At 65.1% G+C, this 25,502-nt stretch carries 27 protein-coding genes; 11 read left to right on the forward strand and 16 right to left on the reverse strand.

Annotation, left to right across the window (positions count from 1 at the left end; genetic code table 11):
- From VNQ78_RS18045 to VNQ78_RS18055, 3 genes are all read left to right on the forward strand, one after another.
- Positions 1-552 (forward strand): ABC transporter ATP-binding protein (locus tag VNQ78_RS18045; RefSeq protein WP_325692384.1); only part of this gene is annotated, 552 nt, incomplete at its 5' end.
- A 4-nt stretch (positions 553-556) separates the two neighbouring features.
- Positions 557-1,429: an ABC transporter permease gene (locus VNQ78_RS18050; protein WP_325692386.1), complete on the forward strand. Its 873-nt coding sequence runs from the start codon at positions 557-559 to the stop codon at positions 1,427-1,429.
- A 32-nt stretch (positions 1,430-1,461) separates the two neighbouring features.
- A complete protein-coding gene (locus VNQ78_RS18055) occupies positions 1,462-2,550 on the forward strand; it encodes an LLM class flavin-dependent oxidoreductase (protein ID WP_325692388.1) in 1,089 nt (362 codons plus the stop codon).
- Positions 2,551-2,564: 14 nt separating this feature from the next.
- Here VNQ78_RS18055 and VNQ78_RS18060 read toward each other — a convergent pair whose 3' ends face one another.
- On the reverse strand, positions 2,565-3,038 hold the full coding sequence (locus tag VNQ78_RS18060) for an Lrp/AsnC family transcriptional regulator (protein ID WP_325692390.1): 474 nt from the start codon (positions 3,036-3,038) through the stop codon (positions 2,565-2,567).
- A 129-nt stretch (positions 3,039-3,167) separates the two neighbouring features.
- Between VNQ78_RS18060 and VNQ78_RS18065 the strand changes: the two genes are divergently transcribed.
- Both VNQ78_RS18065 and VNQ78_RS18070 read left to right on the forward strand, forming a co-directional pair.
- Positions 3,168-3,488, forward strand: a complete 321-nt coding sequence (locus tag VNQ78_RS18065; protein ID WP_325692392.1) for a hypothetical protein — start codon at positions 3,168-3,170, stop codon at positions 3,486-3,488.
- Between the two features lie 79 nt (positions 3,489-3,567).
- Positions 3,568-4,770, forward strand: a complete 1,203-nt coding sequence (locus VNQ78_RS18070; RefSeq protein WP_325692394.1) for a hypothetical protein — start codon at positions 3,568-3,570, stop codon at positions 4,768-4,770.
- 9 nt (positions 4,771-4,779) lie between these two features.
- Here VNQ78_RS18070 and VNQ78_RS18075 read toward each other — a convergent pair whose 3' ends face one another.
- The 12 genes from VNQ78_RS18075 to VNQ78_RS18130 form a co-directional block, all read right to left on the reverse strand.
- Complete coding sequence (locus tag VNQ78_RS18075) at positions 4,780-5,571, reverse strand: ABC transporter permease (protein WP_325692396.1); 792 nt, start codon at positions 5,569-5,571, stop codon at positions 4,780-4,782.
- Positions 5,564-6,244: an ABC transporter ATP-binding protein gene (locus VNQ78_RS18080; protein WP_325692398.1), complete on the reverse strand. Its 681-nt coding sequence runs from the start codon at positions 6,242-6,244 to the stop codon at positions 5,564-5,566. The genes VNQ78_RS18075 and VNQ78_RS18080 overlap by 8 nt, the downstream gene beginning before the upstream one ends.
- Positions 6,241-7,416: a sugar transporter gene (locus VNQ78_RS18085; protein WP_325692400.1), complete on the reverse strand. Its 1,176-nt coding sequence runs from the start codon at positions 7,414-7,416 to the stop codon at positions 6,241-6,243. Before VNQ78_RS18085 ends, VNQ78_RS18080 begins: the two co-directional genes overlap by 4 nt.
- Positions 7,413-9,242 carry a hypothetical protein gene (locus VNQ78_RS18090; protein ID WP_325692402.1) on the reverse strand — a complete coding sequence of 610 codons (1,830 nt, stop codon included), beginning with the start codon at positions 9,240-9,242 and terminating at the stop codon, positions 7,413-7,415. Before VNQ78_RS18090 ends, VNQ78_RS18085 begins: the two co-directional genes overlap by 4 nt.
- Before the next feature lie 258 nt (positions 9,243-9,500).
- Entirely contained in the window at positions 9,501-10,832 is a 1,332-nt protein-coding gene (locus VNQ78_RS18095) for an aromatic acid/H+ symport family MFS transporter (protein WP_325692404.1), read from the reverse strand.
- A gap of 39 nt (positions 10,833-10,871) precedes the next feature.
- A complete protein-coding gene (gene benD / locus VNQ78_RS18100) occupies positions 10,872-11,657 on the reverse strand; it encodes a benzoate diol dehydrogenase BenD (protein ID WP_325692406.1) in 786 nt (261 codons plus the stop codon).
- Positions 11,654-12,676 (reverse strand): benzoate 1,2-dioxygenase electron transfer component BenC, encoded by a 1,023-nt coding sequence (gene benC / locus VNQ78_RS18105; RefSeq protein ID WP_325692408.1) that lies wholly within the window; start codon positions 12,674-12,676, stop codon positions 11,654-11,656. The genes benD and benC overlap by 4 nt, the downstream gene beginning before the upstream one ends.
- Positions 12,677-12,720: 44 nt before the next feature.
- Positions 12,721-13,236 (reverse strand): benzoate 1,2-dioxygenase small subunit, encoded by a 516-nt coding sequence (gene benB, locus VNQ78_RS18110; RefSeq protein ID WP_325692410.1) that lies wholly within the window; start codon positions 13,234-13,236, stop codon positions 12,721-12,723.
- A complete protein-coding gene (locus VNQ78_RS18115) occupies positions 13,233-14,591 on the reverse strand; it encodes a Rieske 2Fe-2S domain-containing protein (RefSeq protein ID WP_325692412.1) in 1,359 nt (452 codons plus the stop codon). The genes benB and VNQ78_RS18115 overlap by 4 nt, the downstream gene beginning before the upstream one ends.
- 117 nt (positions 14,592-14,708) lie before the next feature.
- Positions 14,709-15,647 (reverse strand): catechol 1,2-dioxygenase, encoded by a 939-nt coding sequence (catA, locus tag VNQ78_RS18120; protein ID WP_325692414.1) that lies wholly within the window; start codon positions 15,645-15,647, stop codon positions 14,709-14,711.
- A gap of 69 nt (positions 15,648-15,716) precedes the next feature.
- Entirely contained in the window at positions 15,717-16,007 is a 291-nt protein-coding gene (catC, locus tag VNQ78_RS18125; RefSeq protein WP_325692417.1) for a muconolactone Delta-isomerase, read from the reverse strand.
- Between the two features lie 11 nt (positions 16,008-16,018).
- Complete coding sequence (locus VNQ78_RS18130) at positions 16,019-17,200, reverse strand: muconate/chloromuconate family cycloisomerase (protein ID WP_325692419.1); 1,182 nt, start codon at positions 17,198-17,200, stop codon at positions 16,019-16,021.
- A gap of 168 nt (positions 17,201-17,368) precedes the next feature.
- Between VNQ78_RS18130 and VNQ78_RS18135 the strand changes: the two genes are divergently transcribed.
- The 6 genes from VNQ78_RS18135 (at position 17,369) to VNQ78_RS18160 (ending at position 22,818) form a co-directional block, all read left to right on the forward strand.
- Complete coding sequence (locus VNQ78_RS18135) at positions 17,369-18,322, forward strand: LysR family transcriptional regulator (RefSeq protein WP_325692420.1); 954 nt, start codon at positions 17,369-17,371, stop codon at positions 18,320-18,322.
- 107 nt (positions 18,323-18,429) lie between these two features.
- Positions 18,430-18,981 (forward strand): thioredoxin family protein, encoded by a 552-nt coding sequence (locus VNQ78_RS18140; RefSeq protein WP_325692422.1) that lies wholly within the window; start codon positions 18,430-18,432, stop codon positions 18,979-18,981.
- Entirely contained in the window at positions 18,981-19,664 is a 684-nt protein-coding gene (gene gph / locus VNQ78_RS18145) for a phosphoglycolate phosphatase (protein WP_325692424.1), read from the forward strand. Before VNQ78_RS18140 ends, gph begins: the two co-directional genes overlap by 1 nt.
- An 85-nt stretch (positions 19,665-19,749) precedes the next feature.
- Positions 19,750-20,178, forward strand: coding sequence for a TIGR01244 family sulfur transferase (locus tag VNQ78_RS18150; protein ID WP_325692426.1), 429 nt, complete (start codon positions 19,750-19,752; stop codon positions 20,176-20,178).
- 84 nt (positions 20,179-20,262) lie between these two features.
- Positions 20,263-22,083, forward strand: coding sequence for a translational GTPase TypA (gene typA / locus VNQ78_RS18155; RefSeq protein ID WP_325692428.1), 1,821 nt, complete (start codon positions 20,263-20,265; stop codon positions 22,081-22,083).
- A gap of 105 nt (positions 22,084-22,188) precedes the next feature.
- Positions 22,189-22,818 carry a hypothetical protein gene (locus VNQ78_RS18160; RefSeq protein ID WP_325692430.1) on the forward strand — a complete coding sequence of 210 codons (630 nt, stop codon included), beginning with the start codon at positions 22,189-22,191 and terminating at the stop codon, positions 22,816-22,818.
- Between the two features lie 15 nt (positions 22,819-22,833).
- On the opposite strand, the gene VNQ78_RS18165 is transcribed toward VNQ78_RS18160, so the two are convergent.
- From VNQ78_RS18165 to VNQ78_RS18175, 3 genes are all read right to left on the reverse strand, one after another.
- Positions 22,834-23,157 (reverse strand): 2Fe-2S iron-sulfur cluster-binding protein, encoded by a 324-nt coding sequence (locus VNQ78_RS18165; protein ID WP_325692432.1) that lies wholly within the window; start codon positions 23,155-23,157, stop codon positions 22,834-22,836.
- Positions 23,158-23,223: 66 nt separating this feature from the next.
- Complete coding sequence (locus VNQ78_RS18170; protein WP_325692434.1) at positions 23,224-24,120, reverse strand: DMT family transporter; 897 nt, start codon at positions 24,118-24,120, stop codon at positions 23,224-23,226.
- Positions 24,121-24,189: 69 nt separating this feature from the next.
- Entirely contained in the window at positions 24,190-25,398 is a 1,209-nt protein-coding gene (locus VNQ78_RS18175; protein ID WP_325692472.1) for a beta-ketoacyl-[acyl-carrier-protein] synthase family protein, read from the reverse strand.
- Between the last annotated feature and the right edge of the window lie 104 nt (positions 25,399-25,502).

A 25,502-nucleotide genomic window follows, 5' to 3' on the forward strand; every position in this document is an offset into this window, starting at 1 on the left:
GTCGACCGGATCGTGGTGTTTCAGGAATTCGACCAGCTTCCGCCGTGGAAAACCGTGCTGGGCAATGTCATGTTCCCGCTGCTTTCGACGCGGCGCGTTTCCAGGGACGAGGCGCGCGGGCGCGCCATCGACAGCATTGCGCGCGTCGGCCTTGCCGGTTTCGAGGACGCCTATCCCCACCAGCTTTCCGGGGGGATGAAGCAGCGCGTGGCGATCGCGCGCGCATTGGCGATGAAGCCTCGGGTGCTGCTGATGGACGAGCCCTTCGCCGCGCTCGACGCGCTGACCCGCCGCAAGATGCAGGAGGAATTGCTGCAGCTTTGGGATGAGGTGCGCTTCACGCTGGTCTTCGTCACCCATTCCATCGAGGAAGCGCTGGTGGTCGGCAATCGCGTCGCGCTGCTATCGCCCCGTCCGGGCCGCGTCCGGGCCGAGATCAATTGCCATGACTGGGATCTGAACAGCATCGGCGGCAAGACCTTCCAGCAGGCGACCCGGCGCATCCATGACATGCTTTTCGCCGAGCCAGACGAAACCGGGGCCGGGGATTGAGCCGATGACGATGATGCTGACCCCGCCCGTCCGGCCCGAATACCAGATCGAACTGCCCCCCTTCGTCGAAGCGCCGGTCGAGCGGCGCATCCCCCTTGCCCGCAGGCTCTGGTCGCAGGACTGGCTGCGGCGCCTCGTGATCGTGGCCGCGATCGCGCTGGTCTGGGAGGTGGTGGCGCGCTTGCAGGCGAACCCCCTTTTGCTGCCGACCTTCGGCGCGACGGCAAAGGCCTTCGTCGGCGGCATCCGCGACGGCGTGCTCTTGGAGCGGGCGGCAACCTCGGTCACGGTGCTGATGCAGGGCTACCTCGCCGGGATCGTGCTGGCCTTCCTGCTGACCACGCTGGCGGTTTCGACGCAGATCGGGCGTGACCTGCTTTCGACCCTGACGGCGATGTTCAACCCGCTGCCGGCGATTGCGCTGCTGCCGCTGGCGCTGCTCTGGTTCGGGCTGGGTCAGGCCAGCCTGATTTTCGTGCTGGTCCATTCGGTTCTCTGGCCGCTGGCGCTGAACATCTTCTCGGGCTTTCAGGCCGTCCCCGAGACGCTCCGCATGGCGGGGCGCAATTATGGCCTGACGGGCTGGCGCTTCGTCCTTCGGATCCTGATCCCTTCGGCCCTGCCCTCGATCATCTCGGGGCTGAAGATCGCCTGGGCCTTCGCCTGGCGGACGCTGATCGCGGCGGAGCTGGTCTTTGGCGCATCTTCGGGCCGGGGCGGGCTTGGCTGGTTCATCTTCCAGAGCCGGAACGAGCTTTACACCGATCAGGTCTTTGCCGGTCTCGCCATGGTGGTGATCATCGGCCTTCTGATCGAGAACGTCGTCTTTTCCACGGTCGAGCGCGTGACCGTCCGCCGCTGGGGGGCGCAGCGCTGAACCCTTCGTCCAATTCCTTCAGGACCTATCCCATGACGAGCAATGCCGAATTCCTCTGGTATATCCCCAATCAGGCCGTGGCCGGCCACCGCGGCGACGAGGCTGACGCGGATCACAACAGCCTCGACACCCTGACCGAGCAGGCAAGGGCCGTCGAGGATAGCGGCTGGGCCGGTGCGCTGCTCGGGACAGGCTGGGGCCGGCCGGATTGCTTCACCGTCGGGACCGCGCTGGCCGCCCGAACGACGCGGTTCAATCCGCTGATCGCCATCCGGCCGGGCTATTGGCAGCCAGCGCAATTCGCCTCGGCGGCAGCGACGCTCGACAATCTCAGCGGCGGGCGGGTCAGGATCAACGTCGTCTCGGGCAAGGATGACTTCGAGGCCTATGGCGACAGCGAGGGCGATCAGGCGCATCGCTATGGCCGAACGAAGGAGTTCATGCAGCTTGTCCGCAGGCTCTGGACCGAGCGCGACGTGACCCATCGGGGCGAGCATTACACCGTGACTGCCTCGACCGCCGAGCCGCGCATCACGCCGCGCGACGGGCGCCGGCACCCGCCCCTCTATTTCGGCGGCGCATCCGAGGCGGCCGAGCGCGTCGCCGCGACCGAGGCCGATGTCCAGCTGTTCTGGGGCGAGCCGCGCGAGGGCATCCGCGACCGCATCTCGCGGCTGCGCGCGCTGTCACGCGAGCTTGACCGCGACCTGCCGCCGCTGCAATTCGGCCTGCGCGTCACCACCTTCATCCGCGAGACCAGCGCCGAGGCATGGCGCGATGCCGAGGCCAAGGTCGCGAAGATGGCCGAGATCGAGGGGGCGGGCTGGCACGATCATCGCCGCGTCGTGGCCGAGGGCCAGCAACGCCTGTTCGACCTGCAATCCAAGGGAGAGGTTCTGGACGAGAACCTTTACACCACGCCGGGCCGGTTCGGCGCAGGCGGCGCCGCGACGACCTGGCTGGTCGGCTCGGCCGAGGAGGTCGCCGCATCGTTGCGGAAATACCGCGAGATCGGGATCACCAAATTCATCCTCTCGGACACGCCCTATCTGTCCGAGATCCGCAAACAGGGCCGGGAATTGCTGCCCCTGCTGGCCGAGGAAACCGTGGCCGCCGAATAGGCAGCCACTTTCTTTCAGCGGTTGCGCGTATCGACCGGATAGGCGGTGCTGAAGCGGATCCGCTCCATCGAGAAATGGGAGGTCACGTTCTTGATCGGCACCGCGTCCGTCAACCGTTTATAGAAGCGGTCGAAGGCGTCCATGTCCGGCACCGCGACGCGCAGCATGTAGTCCATGCGCCCGGCCATGCGATAGACCTCCATCACCTCGGGCAGACCGGCGACCGCGCTGGTGAAATCCTGCCGCCATTCGTGGGAATGATTGGGCGCCTCGATCTCGACAAAGACGAGGATACCGAAGCCCAGCTTGCCCGGATCGGCCAGCGCCACCCGCCGGGTCAGTACGCCCTGCGATTCCAGCTTCTGGATGCGTTTCCAGCACGGGGTCTGCGACAGACCGACCTTTTCGGCAATCTGGGCAATGGGAAGGGTCGCATCGTGCATCAGTTCGGCGACGATCTTTCTGTCGATCAGATCGAGATTCAGCATTCATCCGCCTTTCACGCGTTCGGATATCGTTTTCGCAGTATCACCTCATTTAACACTATTGTCGATAGTGTTGGTCGTGTATACTCGTGGGACAAGGCAACACTGTCGAAACATGGGAGGCACGAGAAGATGAACCGCTTCATCGCAGCGACCGTAATGACCGGCAGCACCACGGGCGAACAGCTCTTTTCCGTCCGGCTGATCGACCGCAGGACGGGCGAGGTGCCCAGCATCAATGGCATCCCGCTGAGGGTTCTGACCCATTCGCCCCAAAGCGCGATTGCCGAGTTGATGGACGGCCGCGACCGCCATCTGTGGCAAGCCGAGGTCGAACCGCTGACACCCGATTCGGCGCATATGGCCGATATTCCGGGCCTGCGCAGCGGGAGATCGGATATCCCCTCGGGTGCGCGCAGCCGGATCGAAACACCTGTTTCGCGTTCAAGTTAAACATTTGTTAACCATCGTTTTTCCGCAGTTTCTAGACTACTTTTCCTGAGTTCTCTGATCCATTTCGGAGGGAGTTGCGATGCGGATCATCAGGCTGACCGAAATACTGCAGGACGAAGGCGTCTCGGGCATCTATTCGCGCCTGCGCTTCCCCAAGACGCAAGGCGGCGGCTGGGCCCCCTCCCCGATCACGGCGGAGGTCTCGATCAGCGGCAAGCGCCCGGACCTGCAGGAATGCCTGACCGGCGTTTTGCGGCGGGCGGGTCGCCGGGTGGTTCCGGCGCGGACGAGGGCCGCGGTGACGCGGTTCCATATCGACCCCGATCTCGGCCCGAGCGAAAGCTACGGGGCCAATGATGTCCTGATCCTGTCGCGCAAGGCCGGGCCACATCTCGCGCAGATCGCGCTTCACAGCCGCGGCGCTCAGGCCGTGATCGAGCTTTGCCCGGATCGCTATCAGAAACTGGCGGCAATGGGGATCGAGCGCGACCGGTTGTTCCTGGCCGCGGGCGGCCTCGACGGCTTCGCCCTTGGCATCTATCGCTTCCTTCTGGCCACGCGGGCCATTGACCCGGATGCGGTCGACTGGCGCTCGCTGGTTCCCGAATTTCCGGCCTCGGCGGGCAACATGCCCCGGCTCTGCCTCAGCCTTGGCGAGGTCCGGTCGCGGCGCCAGTTCTTCCTTGAGCAGGGGCCGCGCGGCTTCCTGCTTTGCGACGGGCTTCGTCAGGATCCGGGCTGGATCGGCGCGGCCATCGGCTATCGCGCCATGGCGCAGGCCTGCCTTGCCCGCGGTTTCTCGCGCGCGATCTTCTGCGAGGACGATGTCGAGATCGCGCCCGATTTCGAGATCCGGCTGGAGAAGGTGATGGCCTATCTGGACGGTCGGGACTGGGACGTCTTCTCGGGCCTTTCGACGCATGTGCGGCAGGGCTACAGCGCACATCGGGTCGAGGATTTCCGGGGCGAGACCTTCCTGCACCTGAACCGCACCACCGGCATGGTCTTCAACATCGTGAACCGCCGCGCATTGGAGCGGCTGGCCGGCTGGCGTTATGACGATCACGGGCTGCGCGGCGTCACCATCGACGCGCATCTGGAGGCGATGCCGGAAATGCGCGCCGTGACCACCCTGCCCTTTCTGGTCGATCATTGCGACGCGCTCTCCTCGACCGCATGGGGCTTCAGCAACCGGCGCTATCGCGGGATGATCACCACAAGCCAGCAGCGGCTGGCGGCGATGGCGGCGGCGCGGACCGCCCCCCATCCGGGTGGGTTCTGACCCAGCGCCTCAGCGCAGGACAAGGTCGCGGTGCCAGCGGAACAGCAGCGCGAGGCCCGCGCCGAACAGCAGCGCCGCGACCAGCGCAACATAGACCGGCTCGACATATTCGGCGCGATAGGTCGAATAGAAACCGCCGCGATTCAGGCCCACGATATGCACGATCGGGTTGAACCACAGGATCGACCGGAACCCCTCGGGCAGCGAATCGAAGGGGATGAAGATGCACGAGACGAGGAATAGTGGCCGGGTCACGATCGCCCAGACATTGGCCCAGATCGGAAAGCGGCGCATCAGGAAGCAGTTCATGCAGCCGACCCCAAGTCCCAAGCCCGCCGCCAGGAAAAAGGCGGCGACGATCCTTGGCAGGTCGATGATCAGCTCGACATCGTCATAAAGGACGATGCCGCAGATGACCGTGACGAAGACGATGGCATGGACCACGCAGGCCAGCGTGAAGCGCGCGAAGATCGCGTCGGTGAAAGTCACGCCCGGATAGAAAAGCAACTGCTTGGAGAAGGAAAGCGACTGCGCGATCTTCCGGCTGACATCCAGAAACATCAGGAAGGGCAACAGTCCGGTCGCATAGAACAGCGCAAAGCTGGACCCGATCGGCGGGACGCGCACGGCAAGCGAAAAGATCACCGTCAAAAGCGCGATGCCGCCCACCGGCTCGAGGATGGTCCAGACGAAACCGCCGGGCGACTTGCCGTAGGAGGTCGCCATCTCGCGAAAGATCAGCGCGCCGATGGTGCGCAGCCCTTTCATCCGGCTCATCGGGTGGCGGGTCAGGTCAATCATCGTCGTCCATGTCCTCGACCCCGCCCATATTGGCCATATGGACGGCGATTGCCTCCTCGACATCGGGGTAATAGGTCAGCCGCCCCTGATGCAGCACCGCCGCCGCATCGCAGATCGCGCGGATCATGCTCATCGAATGCGAGACCATGACCGTCCCGCTGTTCAGCAGCCGGTTGCGGAAATAGGCTTTGCTCTTCTCGCGGAAATAGCCGTCGCCAACGCTCGTCACCTCATCGACCAGATAGGTATCGAAATGAATGCCCATCGAGACGCCGAAGGCGAGGCGCGAGCGCATGCCCGAACTGTAGTTCCGAAACGGCAGGTGAAGGTGATGGCCCAGATCCGAGAAGCCCGCGACGAACTCCAGCAGCGCCTCGGCATCCACGTCATAGACCCGGGCAATGAAGCGGGTATTCTGCGCGCCGGTCAGGTCCGGGTGAAAGCTGCCCGAGAAACCCACTGGCCAGGACACCGTCCCGGTCTTGACGACCGAGCCGCGATCGGGTCGCACCACGCCCGCGATCATGCGCAGCAGCGTGGACTTGCCCGCGCCGTTATGGCCGAGCAGCCCGATCGCCGCCCGGTCGGGAAAGGTCACGCTGATCTCGCGCGCCACGACCGTCGTGCGGCCATTGACGGTGAAGCTTTTCGACAGGTTCTCCAGCCGGATCATTTCGAGCGGTCGCGATTGCTGATGCTGATCAGCACCACGCTGAGCCAGGCGATGAAGATGAAGACCGTGGCCAGCGCCGTGATCATCACCCGGCGCGGCCGTGTCGCGGTTTCGGGCAGCGAAGGCTGGACGAAGGTGGCGAGGTAGCGGTTATCCTGCCCCGCCTTCGACCGCGCGGCCTCGACCCCCGCTAGCGCCAGCGCATAGCTTTTCTCGGCCAGTTCGAGGTCGAGGACGCGCTTGGTATAGCCGTCCAGAACCGCGCTGAAGCTGGTATTGTCGCCTGACGCGCCGACATAGCTTTGCTGTTCCTCATGCAGGCGATTGCGCAGCACTTCGATCCGCTTCTGCACCTGGGCAAGCCGGATATCGGCGGTGCCCTGCTCGCGCAGGGTCTCGGCCTGGATGATCGCCTCGGTCAGTTCCTGCGACAGCCCGGCAATGACCGACGCGTTGATGTTCAGCGCCGCCTGCGGGTCCATCAGCTTGTGCTCGTCCCGAAAGCGCGAGATGGCAAGGCGGGCATCGGTCAGCCTCTGTTCGGTCTGGGCAAGGTCGCGCTCGGCATAGCGCAGAGTTCCGGCCCGCGCCTCGCCCGAGACGGTGTTGACGAGGCGCCCCGCCGCGTCATGCAGCGCGATTGCGATGCGGCGCGCGTCCGAGGCATCGAAGGCGCGGATGCGAATGCCGATCATCCCGCTCGCGGAATCGACGCTGATCGTCGCCATGCGCCGCCAGTAGGCGACGAGTTCCTCAAGGCTCGCGCCCTGCTTCAGGGCAAAGACCGGATCACCCGTGGCGCGGGTATAGATGGCGCGCAGATCCACCTCGCGGTCCAGCTCGGCGACAAAGCCCGGGCTGCGCAGGTATTCGTAGAGCATCCGCGCATCCGTCGTCGCGCTGCCCGCCGAAGGCAGCCCAAGCCCCGCAAGCAGGCCAAGGCTGGTGGCCTCGTCATCGCGCACCACGAAGGACACTTCCGACACATACTGGTCCCGCGCGATCGCGAACATATAGGTTCCGACCAGCGCCGAAGGCAGCAGGAAGCCAAGCACGAAGCTCAGCGTGACGAGGCTGTGCCGCATCCGCCATCCGGCGCGTGCCACCGGCGGCGGAATGCGTGGATTGGCCGAGCGGACGCGCGGCTGAAGCGGTGCTTCCAGATCCTTCATGACATCGCCATGCGTCTTGCCCTCGGCCCCGTTTCGGCAAGATCGAAAAGGGTGACGGCATCGCGCAGCGCCGCCTCGACCTCGTCCATCGCGGTCGCGGGGATGCGGTCATGCTCGATCAGGTCGGCAAGCTTGCGGCGGCGCAGATCATGGCCGATGGCGACGGGCAGACGCTCGGGCAGGCCGACGCCCGCGGCATAGTCGCGATATTTCACCTGATCGCCGTGGACCGCGTCCTCATAACCCTCGAAGGTCACAAGGCCGACCGGGATGCCATAGGCCTGGCAGGTGATATAGACATGCATCGCGCTGGTCAGCACCGCGTCATATTCCGCAAGCTTCCCGATCAGCGACAGGATCGCCGCGCGCCCCGAGCGCAGGACCGAAAACTCGTCCAGCAGTTCCGGCATCCGCAGCGCGATGCCGCGATGCGAGAAATGCCGGACCAGCGCCAGCCTGCCATTGCCGCGCGCGGGCAGGTCCAGCGGGAACAGCCGGGGCAGGATCACCGCGGGATCGCCAAAGCGCTGGACCCGCGGTCCGCCCGCCGCGGCCACCGCCTGCGCCGAATAAGGCCCCCTCAGTGACACATAGGTCGCATCCGGCGCCAGGGACGCGTCACTGCGGCTGATCCCGGTCCCGACAAGGATCGAGGAGGTCTGGGCAAAGCGCCCGATCGAACCCACCGCCATCAGATGCGGCGGCGCCTCGGCCTCGTCATGGCGCTGGAAACGCACCGGACGGCCGGTCATCTCACCAAGGATCAGCGGCGACAGCCAGTCGCCGTAATTGCCCGGATAGGGCTTGTCCCACCAATGCAGGCGCAGCTCGGGCCCTTGCCCTTGTTCTGCATGTTCGAGGAAGGCATTCGCCGCCGCGATGACGGCAAGGTCGGTCGAGGCCGGAAGGCGGCGGGCGGCGATTTCGTCGATCCGCTGGCGGACGGCGTCGGCCTTGCCGTCCCGGGCCTCATGGATGAGGTGATAGATGCTGTTGGGCGACAGCCCGCCCCCCTTGCCGGGCAGGCTGGGCGAGAGGAACTCGGTCACGCCGATCCGGTCCGAAAATCGCCTGAGCGGGGCGGCAAGCAGCGTCGGCAGCGCGCCATGCACCTGCCGCGCCGTCTGGAGCGCGATCGACCTGACGCCGCCGCCCGAGGCGACGGGCTTGACACTGGCCGGGCGACCCTTGCGGATATGCTGGGCGGCAAGGCCCTTGAAGCTCGCGACATTGCCACTCGACCCGAAGAAGAAGAACGGCCGCTCGCCCGCTTCCTCCTGCGCCGAGCGCCCGCCCAGCATGGATGAGGGGATGACCTGAAAGCTCAGCCGCTCGGCATTGCGTCGCCATGCCTCCTCGAAGAAATAGTCGTCGGTCGCGCGGATCGTCATGCTGGCCGAAGCACGCGCCGCATCCGCGATATAGCCGCGCGCGGCCGGCGTCCGGTTGATCCCCCAGAAGCACGGCTCCCAGAAGCGGGCGCTGTGGCCATAGCCGATCCGCAGCGGTGTATTGAATCCGCGCTGGAAGCCGATGATGTCAGCGGAAAAATCCGAGACCGAGCGCGGCAGATAGTCGATGTCGCAATCGACGTCGATCCAGAAGATCCGTTTGTCCGGGTTCTCTTCGCAGACCGAATGCAGGAATGGGATCTTCTTGCGGCAAAGCTCGATCCATTCCTCGCCCGGCGCCTTGGCGACCTCGGCGATGTGATGGGGAATGCCAAGCCCCGAGAGCGACCCGCGCAGCCGCTCGGCCGCCTCGGCGTAATAGTCGTCGGGGGTATGGAACGAGCAGACGAGGATCTGGTCATGTCCGCCTGCCAAAGCCGGTTCCTGCGGATGATCGGGTGAAGGCACTGCCCCTGCTCCTCATGCTTGCGGCCGATTGCCCCGGCCCTCTTCTCCTCCCGAATATCTTCCTCTGCATTCCCCCATGCCATTCCAAAGCCGTGGTAACAAAGAGAACATCCTTTGTTCTCCGCCTACCTCAAAGGAAATGCCATGCTCCGCCCGATCGCGACGCCAAGACACCGGCGCGGCCGATCAGCCCGCGCCGGTGCGCCTCATGCAGGTCGGATCGGATCAGGCGCGGGCGAGTTCCGGGGTTTCGGCCCGGCGCGCATTGCTCATGGCAAAGACCAGCATCGCGACGGCCGAGAGGGCGGCAGGTATCGCGAAGATCAGGAAGTTCTGTTGCAGCGGCAATTGCTTTGCCAGCAGCACGCCGCCCAGCGTCGGCCCGACGATCGCCCCGATCCGGCCTACGCCCGAAGCCCAACCCAGCCCGGTCGAGCGGACCGACAGGTCGTAAAGCTGCGCGACGCTGGCATAAAGCAGGATCTGCGTGCCGATGGTCGTGGCGCCGGCGACAAAGACCAGAAGGAACAGCAGCCCGGACGCCGGATTGAAGCCGACCAGCGCGATCGAGACCGCGGCGGCGGCGAAATAGCCGATCACCACCTTCGGCAGCCCGAAGCGGTCACCCAGCCAGCCCCCGGCAATCGCCCCGGCCATGCCGCCGAAATTGAGCGAGAAGAGGCTGAGCAGGCTCGCCTTCTCGGCATAGCCGGCCTCCTGCAGCACCTTGGGCAGCCAGGACGACAGCAGATAGACCAGCAGGAGGCAGCAGAAGAACGAGAGCCACAGCATCAGCGTGCGCAAGCCGCGCTGGTGGCGGAACAGTTCGGCCATCGAGGCGGAGGTGGATTTCACCTCGCTGAACACCAGCCTGTCGCCCTCCGAGAGCCGGGTCTCGGGCTGGACCTTCGCAAAGATGCGGCGCGCTTCCTCCTGCTTGCCCTGGCGGATCAGGAAGCCTAGGGATTCGGGCAGGCGCCACAGGATCAGCGGCAGCAGCACCAAGGGCACGGCGGCGATGAAGAACATCGGCTTCCAGCCATAGCTGGGGATCAGCCCGATCCCCATGGCCGCCGCGACCATGCCACCGATCGAATAGCCCGAGAACATCAGCGCCACCATCGTCCCGCGCATGCGCTTTGGCGCGTATTCGTTCATCAGCGCCACGGCATTCGGCATCAAGCCGCCGCAGCCCAGACCCGCGATGAAGCGAAAGACCTTGAACTGCTCGGGCGTGTTGGCAAAGCCCGTCAGCAGCGTCGCGCTGGTGAACAGCAGGAAGCTGAGCCCGATGCCCTTCTTGCGCCCGATCCTGTCGGCCAGCGGCCCGAGGACCAGCGCCCCGAACATCATCCCGAAGAGCGCCCAGGCCTGAAGCGCGCCGGCCTGCGGCTTGGTCAGGTCCCATTCCCTGATCAGCGTCGGCAGCACGGTGCCGGCGACGAAGACGTCATAGCCATCGACCACCAGCAGCGCCCCGCAAAGCGCGACCACCATCCATTGGAAGCGGCCAAAGCGGCCCCTGTCTATCGCGTCGCTCACGTCGATATTGCGCATTCTTGCTCCTCCCTTGTTTGTTGTCGGCCGGATTTCCGATCAGCCCAGGTCGCCTCCCGCGACGGGCATGATGCTGCCGGTGATGTAGGATGCCTCCTCCGAGGCCAGGAAAAGGATCGGGGCGGCCTGTTCCTCGATGCTGCCGTAGCGATGCATGAAGCTCGACTGCTTCACCTGCTCGACCACCTCGGCCATCCAGGCCTTTTCCCCGGCCGAGTCGCCCTCGGCATTGCGGGGCACGCGGCGGGGCGGTGCGTCGGTTCCGCCCGGCGCAGTCGCGACCACGCGGATGTTCCGTCCGGCCAGTTCCATCGCCAGCGATTGCGTGATCCCGTTGATCCCGCCCTTGGCCGCCGAATAGGGGACGCGATAGATGCCGCGCGTCGCATTGGAGGAGACATTGACGATGGTGCCCCGGCCCCGCACCAGCAGATGCGGCAGCACCGCCCGGCAGCCATAAAGCGTCGGCATCAGCGAGCGCCGGATCTCGGCGTCGATCTGGGCTGGTTCGAACTCGGCAAAGGGGCGCATGCGGATCGCGCCGCCGACATTGTTGATCAGGATGTCGATGCCGCCGAAACGCTCGGCGGCAAAGCGCATCGCGGCCTCCGCCCCCTCCCAGGTCTCGAGATCGGCGTTGAAGGCCGCCGCCCCGCCCCCGGCCTCGGCGGCGACGTCGCCCACGAAATCGGCACGATCGACGAACAGGACGCGCCCGCCCTCGGCGGCGGCCCGCAGGGCCACGGCACGGCCGATGCCTTGCGCGGCGCCGGTCACGACGATCACCTTGCCGTCGAAGCGGCCGGGAAAGATCCGCCCGCTCATGCGCTGGCCTTCAGGGGCGCGTTGGGGGTGAATTTCTCGTAATGGAAGCTCGCGGGCTTCACCCCGCTTTCGTCGAGGTAATGGCGCACGGCATCGACCATCGGCGGCGGGCCGCAAAGATAGATGTCGACCTCGCCAGCCGCCAGCATCTCCTCGGGCATGTGCTGCGTCACCCAGCCCTTGCGCGGGTGGCTCGAGGCCTCGTCCGCCACGACCGTGGCAAAGGTGAAGTTCGCCAGCCTTTCGGCATAGGCGGCGATCTGGTCCACCAGCACCAGATCGAGGTCGCGGGTCACGCCATAGACCAGATGGACCTGTTGTTCAGAGCCGGCGCGGGCCAGAACCTCAAGCATGGACAGGAAGGGCGCGAGGCCCGTCCCCCCGGCCAGAAACAGCAGGGGGCGCTGCGGCTCGCGCAGATAGAAGCTGCCCATCGGGCCGGTCAGCTCCAGCCGGTCGCCGGGCTTGGCGCGGGCCAGCCAGCCGCTCATCAGCCCGCCGGGGATCTTCTTGATCACGAAGCCCAGCCGCGTCTCGCCCGGCGCGGTGCTGAAGGAATAGGAGCGGTTGGCCCCGCTGCCCGGCACGTCGATATTGACATATTGCCCCGGCAGGAAGACGGGCGCGCCCTCCTCCACATCCAGTTCCAGCACGATGGCGGCATCCTGATGCGGCTCGACCTTGGCCACCGTCGCCGCAAATTTCTGCTGCCCGGTCTTGCAGGCCCCCGACGAGGTCGGGACCGAGATCACGCAATCCGCCTCTGGCACCATCTGACAGGTCAGGACCAGCCCCTCGGCCGCCTCGTCCTCGGTCAGGGCGTCCTCGATATAATCCTCGCCCATGTCGTAGCTGCCGCTTTCGGCGCGGCATTTGCATGTGCCGCAAACGCCGTCCGAGCAGTCCATCGGCAGGTTGATCTTATTGCGGAAGGCCGCATCAAGCACCTTCTCGCCGGCCTTGCAGTCAATGAAACGGGTGATCCCGTCCTCGAAATTCAGTGCGATCCTGTAACACATGGCCCCCTTCTCCTCCTTGCGGTTGTGCTGGGCCGGCCGGGTGATCAGACGTGGTAGACGTCGATGACCTGCCGGATGTAGTCGTTCTTCAGGACGATCTTCTTCGCCGAGATCAGCAGACCCTCGCCGCCACGGCGCAGCGTGACGAAGACGGTGCCGAAGAACTGGTCGGTGACCTTGTAGCGGTGGTTCAGGGTGTTGAAGTTGTAGCGGATGTCGACCTCGGCCCCCCGGTCCGCCACGACCTCGACATTGGTGACGTTGTGGCTGGTGCGCGGCTCGGGCGTCGATGCGCCCGAGCGTTCGGTCTTGATGCGGAACACCCGGTCCTCAAGCCCCTCGCGGCTGGGATAATAGATCAGCGAGATCTCGGATTGCGGATCCTCGGTGATCTGGTCGTTATCGTCCCATGCCGGCATCCAATAGGTCGCGTCGGGCGCATAGCAGGTCAGCCACTCGTCCCAATGCCGGTCGTCCAGAAGCCGCGCCTCGCGATAGAGAAAGGCGCAGATGGCATCATAGCCGAGGCTGGTGCCGCTGGCGTCGTGATCGAGGCTCATGCCGCTGCTCCCGTCTTTTCGGCGGCCAAAGCGGCGCGCATGACGTCGGCCCAGTATTCGTGCTGGCAGACAAACAGCCCCTCGTCCTCGCTGCGCTCGCCCGAGATGAGCGGGCTGAGACCCATGCGGCGGGCATTGTCGTCGGGGCCGTTGATCCATAGCGGCGCGCCGCGCGACATGTCGTTCCACAGCGCAACGGTGCCGGTATAGGCGGTCTGGCAGGCGCGGAATTCCTCAAGATCGTCCGAGGTTCCCATGCCGGAGACGTTGAAGAAATCCTCGTATTGCCGGATGCGGTTGGCGCGATCCTCGGCACTTTCGCCCTTGGGTCCGAAACAGAAGATCGTCACCTCGGTCCTGTCGACGCCCAGCGGGCGGACGACGCGGATCTGGGTGCTGAACTGGTCCATCAGGAACACGTTCGGATAGAGGCAGAGGTTGCGGGTCTGGTTGACGATGAAATCCGCCTTGACCTCGCCCAGGCGCGCGGCGATCTCCTCGCGGCGGTTCCAGACCGGGCGCACTTCGGGGTTCCGGGTCTTGGTCCAGAGCAGGATATGCCCGTTCTCGAAGCCATAGACCCCGGCGACCGATTTGCTCCAGCTGTTGGCATCGACGGCCTTGGTGCCGGTCTCGCTGCGGCGGTCCATGGTGGTCGCATAGTTCCAGTGGACCGAGCTGACGTGATAGCCGTCGCAGCCATTCTCCATCTGCAACTTCCAGTTGCCGTCGTAGATATAGGAGGAATTGCCCCGCAGCACTTCCAGCCCCTCAGGGGCCTGATCGACGATCTGGTCGATGATGACGCGGGCTTCGCCCAGAAACTCCTCCAGCGGGGCGACATCTGCGCTGAGGCTGCCGAACAGGAAGCCGCGATAGCTTTCGAACCGCGCCACGCGGGTCAGGTCATGCGAGCCGTCCTTGCCGAAGGCCTCGGGATATTGCGTGGTCCTGGCGTCCTTCACCTTCAGAAGCTTGCCGGTATTCGAGAAGGTCCAGCCGTGGAAGGGACAGGTGAAGCTGCCCTTGTTGCCCTGCTTGCGGCGGCAGAGCATCGCGCCCTTATGGGCGCAGGCATTGATCACCGCATGAAGTTCGCCCGTCTTGTCGCGGGTGATGACCACCGGCTGACGGCCGATATGGGTGGTGTAATAGTCGTTGTTTTCCGGGATCTGGCTTTCATGCGCCAGATAGACCCAGTTGCTTTCGAAGATGTGTTTCATCTCCAGCGCGAACAGATCCTCGTTGGTGAAGATGTCGCGGCGGCAGCGGAACAGGCCGGCCTCGTGGTCGTCCTGCACCGCATGGGCAAGCAGGTGATCCAGATCCCGGGCCTTGTCGATAATCGCGGACATGAGCTTCCTCCCTCAAGGGTCGCGCCTTCCGCGCGGGCCCTTGCCAGATGTCGGTGAATTTTCGGGTGGGTTCGGGGTCGGACGGCCGGCGTCTGGCGGGCCGTCCTGGGCTATTGGTCAGGCGGCGGCGCGCTTGCGCTGCTCGTTCACCTGATTGTCGATCCCGTCGACAAGCGCGGTCAGGTGGATGTCGAACGAGATCTCGGCGAAAGGCCCGTTCAGGTTGTTGGCGTGGATGCTGGCCTCGTCGCTGCGCTCGACGACCTTCGGCACCAGCCCGTCGCGGGTGGCATAAGCGAAGTCGTCATTGATCAGCGGATCGCCCTCGATATTGATCTGGGTGGTCAGCTTGCGATGGCCGTCGGCGCTGATGAAGAAATGGATATGCGCCGGACGCTGGCCGTGGCGGCCAAGCGCGGTCAGCAGCCTTTCGGTCGGGCTGCCGGGCGGCACGCCATAGCCGCTGGGCAGGATGCTCTGGAACTTGTAGCGGCCATTCTCGTCCGCGATGATGGTGCGGCGCATGTTGAAGGGCGCCTGCTTTCCCGTCGGGTCGAAATGGGAATAGAAGCCGCGGGTATCGCAGTGCCAGACCTCGACCTTGGCACCGGGCAGCGGCTTGCCATCCGCGTCATGGACCGTGCCATGCATGATCAGCGTATGGCCATTCGTATCGGTGCCGTCATCCAGCCGGGCAAACCCCGTCGATTCCGGCGCGCCGGCGACATAGAGCGGGCCTTCGATGGTGCGGGGCGTCGGGTTCTCGATCCCCAGCGAGGCGTCGATGGCGTCAAGCCGCTCGTCGATGAAGTGATCGACCCCGAGACCGGGCGAGATCAGCCCCGCCTGCCCGGTGGCGCCGATATCGTTCAGCCAGGCCACGCCGGTCCAGTATTCGTCCGGGGTGATGTCGAGATCGTCGATGGCCTTGAACAGGTCGGACATCAGGCGATGCACGATCTGCTTCATGCGCGGATCGCCCTTGCCATTGTCGAGGCCGCTCAGCACCTTCAGGAATTCCTGCACATCGGGTCGGTCGAAGATTTGGACGGTCATGGTTTCTCCTCCTGGATTCGCATTTGAAACTGGGTGGGCCGGCCCCTCCGCCGGCCCGTTGGGAATGGTCTAGGCGTCACCCTCGCGGATCGAGGACGGATGGCGCAGCAAGGGCCGCACCTCGATCTGCATGAAGCGGAACAGCGGCAGACCCGAGAGAACCTCGTGCAGCTCGGCATTGTCCCGAACGTCGAAGACGCTGAAATTCGCGTATTCCCCGGCAATCCGCCAGATATGGCGCCATTTGCCGCTGCGCTGCAGCTCCTGCGCATAGGCCTTCTCGCGCGCGATGATCTCGGCGGCTTCGGCGGGGGGCAGGTCGTGGGGGATCTTCACATCCATCCGCACATGAAACAGCATGGCTTTCCTCCTCAGCCGGCCGGGTGGATCTTGCGGGCGAGGCCGTCGCGGGCGAAGAACGCCACCCTGTCCTCGTCAAGCTCGATCCCCAGTCCGGGACCATTCGGGATGGTCAGTTCGAATTCGCTGTAATCCAGCGGCTTGCGCAGGATCTCCTCGGTCAGCAGCAGCGGGCCGAAAAGCTCGGTGCCCCATTGCAGATTGGCGAAGGTCGAGAACACATGCGCCGAAGCGATGGTGCCGACCGCGCCTTCCAGCATGGTGCCGCCATAAAGACCGATCCCGGCCGCGTCGGCGATCGCCGCCACGCGCAGCGCGTTGAAGCAGCCGCCGCATTGCTCGATCTTGACGGCAAAGACATCGGCGCCCTGAACCCGCGCGATCTCGAAGGCCGATTGCGGGCCGCTGAGCGACTCGTCCGCCATCAGCGCCAGCGGAAAGCGCCGCACCAGCCGGCCAAGCGCCGTGGTCGAGGCGACCGGCTGCTCGACCAGCTCGCAGCCGGCATCGGCCAGCGCGGCCATGCCGAAGGCGGCCTCGGTTTCGCTCCAGGCCATGTTCACATCGACCCGGACGGCGGCGCGGTCGCCAAGCGCGTGCTTGATCCGCGCGACATGGGCGATGTCTTCCTTGATCCCGCGCGCACCGATCTTCAGCTTGAAGATGCGGTGACGGCGCAGGGCGAGCATCTTCTCCGCCTCGGCAATGTCGCGCGTGGTATCACCCGAGGCGAGCGTCCAGGCGACCGGCAGCCGGTCGCGCCGACGCCCGCCCAGAAGCTCGCTGACCGGCAGGCCCAGCCGCTTGCCATGCGCATCCAGCAGGGCGGTCTCGATCGCGCTTTTGGCAAAGCGGTTCTCCTTGACCATCTTGCCGATGCGGGCCATCAGCGCCTGCACGCGGGTCGCATCCTCGCCGATCATCACCGCCGAGAAATAAGTGTCGATCGCCAGCTTCATGCTCTCGGGGCTTTCGGGGCCATAGGCCAGCCCGCCGATCGTGGTGCCCTCGCCGATGCCGGTGATGCCGTCGCTGCAATGCACCTTGACCAGCATGAGGGTCTGGCCGTTCATCGTCGCGACCGACAGCTTGTGTGGCCGGATCGTCGGCAGGTCGACCAACAGCGTCTCGACCCGTTCAATGACGGGGCTGACGGAGGCGGTGGGCGTGAGGGGTGTGAATGTCTGGTTCATGATGCCCAGAGAGTGCCGCCCGCCCCCCGGCCCAGTCCAACACCATTTGCATTTGATATGATACCCTCAAGGTATTAACCTAAAATTATCTTGTCCTGCCGCCGCTTGTCCGGCTGCCGGATACCGGGAAATCGCAGTATTTTGTTCCCGACCATCGGGGGGATCGTCATGGATCTGCGCCAATTGCGCTATTTCGTCGCCGTCGCGCAGGAGCGCAACTTTACCCGCGCGGCGCAGGCGCTGAACATCGCCCAGCCCCCGCTGAGCCGGCAGATCCAGCTGATCGAGGAGGAGCTGGGCGTCACCCTGATCCTGCGCAAGTCGCGGCCGGTCCGGCTGACCGATGCCGGGCGGCTTTTCTATGAGCAGGCATTGCAGGTGCTGGGTCGCGTCGACCAGATGAAGGCCGCCACCCGGCGCGTCGGCATGAACCAGAACAATGTGTTCTCGATCGGCTTCGTCGCCTCGACGCTTTATGGCGGCCTGCCCTCGCTGGTCAGGAAGCTGCGCCAGAGCGCGCCGGAACTGGACATCCAGCTTCTGGAACTGCTGTCGGTCCAGCAGATCCCGGCGCTGAAGGAGGGCCGGATCGATATCGGCTTCGGCCGCCTCAGGCATAGCGATCCGAACGTGATCGGCACCGTCCTGCGCGAGGAGCGGCTGGTCCTCGCCGTTCCGCCGGGCACGCCGCTGGCCACCGATGACGGCCCGTTGCCGCTTGCCGCGCTGGAGGGGCAGAAGCTGATCCTCTATCCCAAGGAGCCGCGGCCCAGCTATGCCGATCAGGTGATGAGCCTGATGCAGGAGGAAAGCATCCGCCCCGCCGAGGTGCTGGAGGTGCGCGAGATCCAGACCGCGCTGGGTCTGGTCGCGGCCGAATCCGGGCTTTGTGTCATCCCCTCCTCGGCCCGGCAGATGCGGTCGGACCTGATCTATCGCCGGATCGAGAACGCGCGCGCGACCTCTCCGGTCATCCTGAACCATCGGGCGGGGGACAATTCCCGCTACCTTGGGCTGGTCAAGCAATTGATCCACGACATGTATGCGGAAAACCCGGTCTGGCTGGAAAGCGACAGCATCCGCACCCTGGGCGTGGCGCGGGAAGCGTTCCCCGGCGCCTAGGCCGACCGCCCCGAAGTCATACTTTCGCAGAAACCCCGCGCCTTCCGTGTCGGCATCGGCATGGCGGGATGCTAAGACCCGAATACCAACCAGCGAAAGGTCAAGCGATGGCGGTCAGTCCCCCAGTCTGCGAGTTTGGCGCCCCCGCGCCCGACTTCACCCTGCCGGATCCCGACGGGCGGCTTCATACGCTGGCCGGGATTGCCGGGCCGAAGGGCACGCTCGTCATGTTCATCTGCAATCATTGCCCCTATGTGCAGGCGGTGATCGACCGCATCCAGCGCGACGCGGCGGCCCTGCAGGCGCTGGGGATCGGGGTGGTCGCCATCTCCTCGAACGATGTCGGGGCCTATCCGCAGGACGGCCCGGAGGAGATGCGGGAGATGGCGCGGAAGCATGGTTTCAGCTTCCCCTATCTCTATGACGAGACGCAGGCCGTCGCGCGGGCCTATGATGCGCAATGCACGCCGGATTTCTTCGGCTATAACGCGGCGCTGGAGCTTCAGTATCGCGGCAGGCTGGACAGTTCCGGCCGAACGCCCGGCGATCCCGAAGCCCGGCGCGAACTTTTCGAGGCCATGGCCCTTGTCGCCGAAACCGGCCATGGTCCGCGTGAGCAGGTCCCCTCGATGGGTTGCTCGATCAAGTGGAGAAGCTGATGAACACCTGCCTTGCCCCCTGCCCGGTCGTCTTCGATCTTGATGGAACCCTCATCGACAGCGCCCCCGACATCCATGCGACGGTCAATGCGGTGCTGCGCCTTCACCATGTCGCCCCGCTGACGCTGGATCAGGTGCGCAGCTTCATCGGCGGCGGGGTCGACCTGCTCTGGCATCGGGTGATCGCCGCGACCGGTCTGCCGGTCGAGGCGCATCGCGACCTCATCGCGTCCTTCATGACCCGCTATCACGAGGCGACCGCCCTGACCCGGCTTTACCCGCATGTCGCCGAAAGCCTCGGCACGCTGGCGGATCGCGGTTATCCGCTGGGGCTTTGCACCAACAAGCCCACCGGTCCGACCCTGGCGATCCTCGACCATTTCGGGATTGCCGGCCTGTTCGGAAAGGTGATCTGCGGAGATTCGCTGCCGCAGAAAAAACCCGATGCGGCACCGCTGCTCGCGACATTCGCGGGGCTGGGCGCGGATCCGCGCCATCCGCGCGGTCTCTATGTCGGCGACAGCGAGTTCGATGCCGAATGCGCCCAGAACGCGGATGTGCCCTTCCTGTTGTTTACCAAGGGTTATCGCAAGTCGGATATCGAATATCTGCACCACGCCGCCTATTTCGACGACCATGCCGATCTGCCGCAACTGGTCGAGGCGAACCTGCCCGTCAGCTGACATCTGCGTCACGGATCACGCGCGCGCTTGACAGCGGGGCGAAAGCTGGTGATCCGTGGCCGATCAATTGCCCAAGGAGCCTGCCATGGACCTGCGCCCCCTGACCCCCGAGCTTTCGGTCTCTCCCCAGATCCATCCCGAGGAGCTTGCCGCGCTCGCGGCCGAGGGTTTCCGCGTCGTGATCAACAACCGCCCCGATGCCGAAGTCGGGCCGGATGAGAACAGCATCGCGATGAAAGCCGCGGCCGAGGCGGCCGGGATGGAATATCGCGAGATCCCCTTCGTGCCCGGACAAGTGACGCCCGACATGGTCGAAGCGCAGGCCGAGGCGCTGGCGCTGCCCGGCCGCAAGATCGCCTATTGCCGCTCGGGCAACCGCTCGACCGTGCTCTGGGCGCTGAGCCGCGCGGGCGAGGAGCCAACGGCGAACCTGATCGAGGCGGCTGCACAGGCCGGCTATGACCTTTCGGGCGTCCGCCCGCTGATTGATCAGATCGCCGCGCGCGGGCGTTGATCGCCGCGTAAAATCCAGATTGCCGCTGGTCTTTCGGGCCCTCCTGCGATAGGGGGGCGCAACTTCATCCAAAGGCCAGCACTCATGGACATCCGCAATATTGCGATCATCGCCCACGTTGACCACGGCAAGACGACCCTCGTCGATCAGCTGTTGAAACAGTCGGGCTCATTCCGCGAAAACCAGGCCGTCGCGGAACGCGCGATGGACAGCAACGATATCGAGCGCGAGCGCGGCATCACCATCCTCGCCAAGGCCACCTCGGTCGAGTGGAAGGGGACGCGGATCAACATCGTCGACACCCCCGGCCACGCCGATTTCGGCGGCGAGGTCGAGCGCATCCTGTCGATGGTCGATGGCGTCTGCCTGCTGGTCGACGCGGCCGAAGGCCCGATGCCGCAGACCAAATTCGTGACCTCGAAGGCGCTGGCCCTCGGCCTGAAGCCGATCGTGGTGCTGAACAAGGTCGACAAGCCCGCAGCCGAACCCGACAAGGCGCTGGACGAGGTTTTCGACCTCTTCGCCAACCTCGGCGCGAATGACGAGCAGCTCGACTTCCCGCATCTCTACGCCTCGGGCATCGGCGGCTGGGCCGACGAAACCCTTGAAGGCGAGCGCAAGGACATGTCGGCGCTGTTCGATCTGGTGCTGAAGCATGTCGAGCCGCCCAAGCAGATCGCGCGTCAGGAAGAGCCCTTCCAGATGCTTGCGACCACGCTGGGTTCCGACCCGTTCATCGGCCGCATCCTGACCGGCCGCGTCGAAGCGGGCCGTGCGAAAGCCGGCGACACCATCAAGGCGCTGTCGCGCGATGGCGAGCGGATCGAACAGTTCCGCATCTCGAAAGTTCTGGCCTTCCGCGGCCTGACGCAGGCGCCGATCGACGAGGCCGTCGCCGGTGACATCGTCAGCATCGCCGGCATGTCGAAAGCGACCGTCGCCGACACGCTGGCCGCGCCCGAGATCGAGGCCGCCCTGCCCGCCCAGCCGATCGACCCGCCGACCATCAGCGTGACCTTCGGCATCAACGACAGCCCGCTGGCCGGGCGCGACGGCAACAAGGTGCAGTCGCGCGTCATCCGCGAGCGCCTGATGAAAGAGGCCGAAACCAACGTCGCGATCAAGGTCGAGGACACGCCCGGCGGCGACGCCTTCATCGTCTCGGGCCGGGGCGAACTGCAGATGGGCGTGCTGATCGAGAACATGCGCCGCGAGGGCTTCGAGCTTTCGATCTCGCGTCCCCGCGTCATCTTCCAGGAGATCGACGGCGTCCGCCACGAGCCGATCGAGGAAGCCATCATCGACGTCGACGACGAATATACCGGCGCGGTCATCGACAAGCTGACCGGCAACCGCAAGGGCGATCTGGTCGAGATGAAGCCCGCCGGCCACGGCAAGACCCGCATCGTCGCCCATGTCCCCTCGCGCGGGCTGATCGGCTATCAGGGCGAGTTCATGACGGACACGCGTGGCAACGGCGTGCTGAACCGCATCTTCCACAGCTGGGCGCCCTATAAGGGCCCGATCCAGGGCCGCCGCCAGGGCGTGCTGATCAGCATGGAGGACGGTGTTTCGGTCGCCTATGCGCTGTGGAACCTCGAAGAGCGCGGCAAGATGTTCATCGGCGCGCAGGAGCAGGTCTATCAGGGCATGATCATCGGCGAGCATTCCCGCGACAACGACCTGGAAGTGAACCCGCTCAAGGGCAAGAAGCTGACCAACGTGCGCGCCTCGGGCACGGATGAAGCGGTGCGCCTGACGCCGCCGGTCCGCATGTCGCTGGAAGAAGCCATCGCCTATATCGACGATGACGAGTTGGTCGAAGTGACGCCCAAGAACATCCGCCTGCGCAAGCGCCATCTCGACCCGCATGAGCGCAAGCGGCAAGCACGCGCCGACGCCTGAGCACGCAGCATAAAAACACAGTTCCGCGAGGTCGGAACTGTGTTAGAAATAATGTTGCGTCCAGTGAGGTCTAAGATGACAGACCGAGGCAACATATATCAGAAGTTGATTCTGATTGCAAAAGACAAGCTTGACGAGCAGGGCGCCTTGCCCCGCTCGCTGGCGGAGCTAGCCGCCCTTGCCGATATCGAGGAGGCTGAGGTTCAGAACAACTTCACCTCGATCGACGACCTTCGCGAGGGGCTGTTCTATCAGGCCGTGGTCCTGCTGAATGACGAATTGCGGCGCGGCGTGCTGGATGCCGGGATCGAAAGCCCGGACGCCCAGCTTCGCTCGCTCGCACGCAGCTATGCGAAATGGGCCGATGGCAACCCTGCCCTTTTCCGGCTGCTCATCGAGGGCCTGAACGGACCGGTCGAGCCTGACAGCACCCTCTATCGCTTCACCATCTCAATGCGTGACCTGATCGCGCGCAAGCTGAACGAGATGCGCGAACTGGGCCAGCTGCGCAAGGATACGGACATTCCCGCGATCCTGATTCTGCTGCATTGCCTGATCAAGGGCGCGGGCAGCATCCTTGCCTCGCGCGACCGGGACCCCTGGATCAAGGAAGATCCCCGGCCCACGCAGCAGATCGCCTGGGAAATGTTCGACTATTGCCTCGACAGCGTGCTGGCTTCCAACGCACCGGAGGCGGATGATGATGCTGCGGAACTGGAGATGATCCGCAGCTGATCGCGTTACTGCGGTTCAGATCTGGCGCTCGGGCAGGTTCACCACCAGCCCGTCCAGTTCCTCGGTGACTTTCAACTGGCAGGTCAGCCGCGAGCGTGCCGGGTCGGGCTGATAGGCAAAGTCCAGCATGTCCTCTTCCATCGGATCCTTGGGCGGCAGCCGGTCGACCCATTCGGGTGCGACATAGACATGGCAGGTCGAACATGCGCAGGCACCGCCGCAATCGGCATCAATGCCCGGGACGCCATTGTCGCGCGCGCCCTCCATCACCGTCATGCCCGGCTTGACGTCGATTTCATGGGCGGTGCCGTTATGCTCGATATAGGTGATCTTAGCCATGGGTGCCTTCCTTGCGCTTCTCCAAGGCAGATAGGCCATTGCGCCGGGCGATGAAAGCCCCGCCGCTCAGCTGGGCCGAGGGGTCCGGCGCTCGGCCCGGACGGCTTGCAGGTTCGAGATCAGGATGATCGCCGCGCCCAGAAAGACCCAGATGTCGATCGCCTCGGCGTAGATCAGGTAGCCCACGATAGCGGCCAGCGGCACGCGCAGGAAATCGACCGGAATGACGATCGAGGCGTCCAGACGGCGAAGCGCTTGCGCCATGCAGAAATGCGCGCTGAGCGCGCCCGCACCCGCCACCACCATCCAGGGCAGGTCGCCCCAGACCACCGGGCGCCAGTCGGTCAGCGCCGCAAGAAGGCCCAGCGGAAGCTGGATCAGGATCATCCAGACGACGATCGCGGCAGGCGAGCTTTCGCGCGTCAGCCGCTTGACCAGAACCAGCGACAGACCATAGCCGATCGCGGCCAGCAGCACGAAACCCGCGCCGGGCTCGATGATGCCAAAGCCCGGGCGCACGATCACCAAGACGCCCAGAAACCCGCCGAGATTGGCGAGCAGCCGCGTCCGGGTCAGCCGCTCGCCCAGAAGCGCCCAGGCGAAGAACGCGACCCAGATCGGCATGGTGAATTCCAGCGCGAAAACCGAGGCGAGCGGCAGCAAAACGACACCGATGGTCCAGAAATACTGCGCGGTGAAATGGACGACGTTGCGGGCAAGATGCGTCCTGATCTGCCGCATCTGCCGAAGCTCCGGCCAGAGCCGTGGCAGGAAGGGCGCGATGACGAAAAGCCCCACCAGCGCCCGAAAGAACAGCACCTGCCGGATCGAGAGCGTCGCCGCCATCTCGCGCGAGCCGATGGACATGCCGATGAACGAGCACATGCTGAGCGCCATCCAGCCAAGGCCCAGCCAGAACTCGCGATTCTGCGTCAGGTCTCGGGTGAGGGATTGTTCAGACATTGTGCATTCCTTGCCGAAATTCGCCGCAGATCCTAGACGAAGCCGGCAGGGGAACAAGGCCCGAAGAAATCAGACCTTGCGGAGTGCGATGACCGCGTTCAGCCCGCCAAAGGCGAAGGCGTTGGACAGCACCGCGCCGACCTTTGCCTCGCGCGCCTCGTTCGGGACCACGTCCAGCGCACATTCGGGGTCCGGCTCCTCATAGCCGATCGTGGGCGCGATGATCCCGTCGCGCAGCGCCATAATGCAGGCCAGCAGCTCGACCGCGCCGGTGCCGCCGATCAGGTGGCCATGCATCGACTTGGTCGAGGAGATCATCAGCCGGTCGGCGTGATGGCCGAAGGCATGGGCAACCGCCGCGCATTCGGTCTTGTCATTCGCCGCCGTGCCGGTGCCGTGGGCGTTGATATAGCCGAACTCCTCGGGGCGCATATGGGCATCAAGCATGGCGCCGGTGATCGTCCGCTCGGCCCCGATGGCCGAGGGCATGACGATGTCCTGCGCATCGGCCGACATCGAGAAGCCGACAACCTCGGCAAGGATATCCGCGCCGCGCGCGACCGCATGTTCCCAATCCTCGAAGACGAAAACGCCCGCGCCCTCGCCCTGCACCATGCCGTTGCGGGTGGCCGAGAACGGGCGGCAGGCGTCCTTCGACATGACGCGCAGCCCTTCCCAGGCCTTGACGCCGCCAAAACACAGCATGGCCTCGGAGCCTCCGGTCAGCATCACCGTCGCCGCACCCGAGCGCACCATGTTGAACGCCATGCCCATGGCATGATTGGAACTGGCGCAGGCCGTCGCCACCGTGAAGCTTGGCCCCATCAGCCCGTATTCCATGCTGAGATGCGAGGCGGCGGCGTTGTTCATCAGCCGCGGCACGACGAAGGGATGGACGCGGTTCTTCCCCTCCTCATAGACGGTGCGGTAATTCTCGTCCCAGGTGTTCATGCCCCCGGCGGCGGTGCCGAGGACGACCCCGGAGCGCAGGCCGAGTTCCCCGTCAAAGATCAGCCCGGACTGCCCCACCGCCTCGCGCGCGGCGAGCAGGGTGAACTGGGTGAACTTGTCATAGAGGACGATCTGCTGGCGGTTGAAATAGGTCTCCGCCTCCCAATCGCGGACCTGCCCGCCGATCTTCACCGCCAGCCGGTCGACATCGCGGAAATCAAGCGGGCCGATGCCGCAGCGCCCCTCGCGCATCGCCTCGAAGGTCGAGGGCACGTCGCGCCCCAGCGCGTTGATCGTGCCCATGCCTGTAATCGCGACCCGGCGCAGGCCGCCCGCCTGCCGCCCCATGATCACGCGGCCCAGCATGGCGCGGGCACGGGTCGTCGCGGACTTGACCTTTCCCTTCACTTTTCCCGTCTTGCGTTCTGATT

The organism is Paracoccus sp. (in: a-proteobacteria), assembly GCF_035556475.1.
GTDB lineage: Bacteria > Pseudomonadota > Alphaproteobacteria > Rhodobacterales > Rhodobacteraceae > Paracoccus.

Excerpts from the sequence above, each read along its gene's own strand:
- VNQ78_RS18050 (WP_325692386.1), top strand. The coding sequence starts at position 557 with ATGACGATGATGCTGACCCCGCCCGTCCGGCCCGAATACCAGATCGAA.
- VNQ78_RS18055 (WP_325692388.1), top strand. The coding sequence starts at position 1,462 with ATGACGAGCAATGCCGAATTCCTCTGGTATATCCCCAATCAGGCCGTG.
- VNQ78_RS18060 (WP_325692390.1), bottom strand. The coding sequence starts at position 3,038 with ATGCTGAATCTCGATCTGATCGACAGAAAGATCGTCGCCGAACTGATG.
- VNQ78_RS18065 (WP_325692392.1), top strand. The coding sequence starts at position 3,168 with ATGAACCGCTTCATCGCAGCGACCGTAATGACCGGCAGCACCACGGGC.
- VNQ78_RS18070 (WP_325692394.1), top strand. The coding sequence starts at position 3,568 with ATGCGGATCATCAGGCTGACCGAAATACTGCAGGACGAAGGCGTCTCG.
- VNQ78_RS18075 (WP_325692396.1), bottom strand. The coding sequence starts at position 5,571 with ATGATTGACCTGACCCGCCACCCGATGAGCCGGATGAAAGGGCTGCGC.
- VNQ78_RS18080 (WP_325692398.1), bottom strand. The coding sequence starts at position 6,244 with ATGATCCGGCTGGAGAACCTGTCGAAAAGCTTCACCGTCAATGGCCGC.
- VNQ78_RS18085 (WP_325692400.1), bottom strand. The coding sequence starts at position 7,416 with ATGAAGGATCTGGAAGCACCGCTTCAGCCGCGCGTCCGCTCGGCCAAT.
- VNQ78_RS18095 (WP_325692404.1), bottom strand. The coding sequence starts at position 10,832 with ATGCGCAATATCGACGTGAGCGACGCGATAGACAGGGGCCGCTTTGGC.
- benD (WP_325692406.1), bottom strand. The coding sequence starts at position 11,657 with ATGAGCGGGCGGATCTTTCCCGGCCGCTTCGACGGCAAGGTGATCGTC.
- benC (WP_325692408.1), bottom strand. The coding sequence starts at position 12,676 with ATGTGTTACAGGATCGCACTGAATTTCGAGGACGGGATCACCCGTTTC.
- benB (WP_325692410.1), bottom strand. The coding sequence starts at position 13,236 with ATGAGCCTCGATCACGACGCCAGCGGCACCAGCCTCGGCTATGATGCC.
- VNQ78_RS18115 (WP_325692412.1), bottom strand. The coding sequence starts at position 14,591 with ATGTCCGCGATTATCGACAAGGCCCGGGATCTGGATCACCTGCTTGCC.
- catA (WP_325692414.1), bottom strand. The coding sequence starts at position 15,647 with ATGACCGTCCAAATCTTCGACCGACCCGATGTGCAGGAATTCCTGAAG.
- catC (WP_325692417.1), bottom strand. The coding sequence starts at position 16,007 with ATGCTGTTTCATGTGCGGATGGATGTGAAGATCCCCCACGACCTGCCC.
- VNQ78_RS18130 (WP_325692419.1), bottom strand. The coding sequence starts at position 17,200 with ATGAACCAGACATTCACACCCCTCACGCCCACCGCCTCCGTCAGCCCC.
- VNQ78_RS18135 (WP_325692420.1), top strand. The coding sequence starts at position 17,369 with ATGGATCTGCGCCAATTGCGCTATTTCGTCGCCGTCGCGCAGGAGCGC.
- VNQ78_RS18140 (WP_325692422.1), top strand. The coding sequence starts at position 18,430 with ATGGCGGTCAGTCCCCCAGTCTGCGAGTTTGGCGCCCCCGCGCCCGAC.
- gph (WP_325692424.1), top strand. The coding sequence starts at position 18,981 with ATGAACACCTGCCTTGCCCCCTGCCCGGTCGTCTTCGATCTTGATGGA.
- VNQ78_RS18150 (WP_325692426.1), top strand. The coding sequence starts at position 19,750 with ATGGACCTGCGCCCCCTGACCCCCGAGCTTTCGGTCTCTCCCCAGATC.
- typA (WP_325692428.1), top strand. The coding sequence starts at position 20,263 with ATGGACATCCGCAATATTGCGATCATCGCCCACGTTGACCACGGCAAG.
- VNQ78_RS18165 (WP_325692432.1), bottom strand. The coding sequence starts at position 23,157 with ATGGCTAAGATCACCTATATCGAGCATAACGGCACCGCCCATGAAATC.
- VNQ78_RS18170 (WP_325692434.1), bottom strand. The coding sequence starts at position 24,120 with ATGTCTGAACAATCCCTCACCCGAGACCTGACGCAGAATCGCGAGTTC.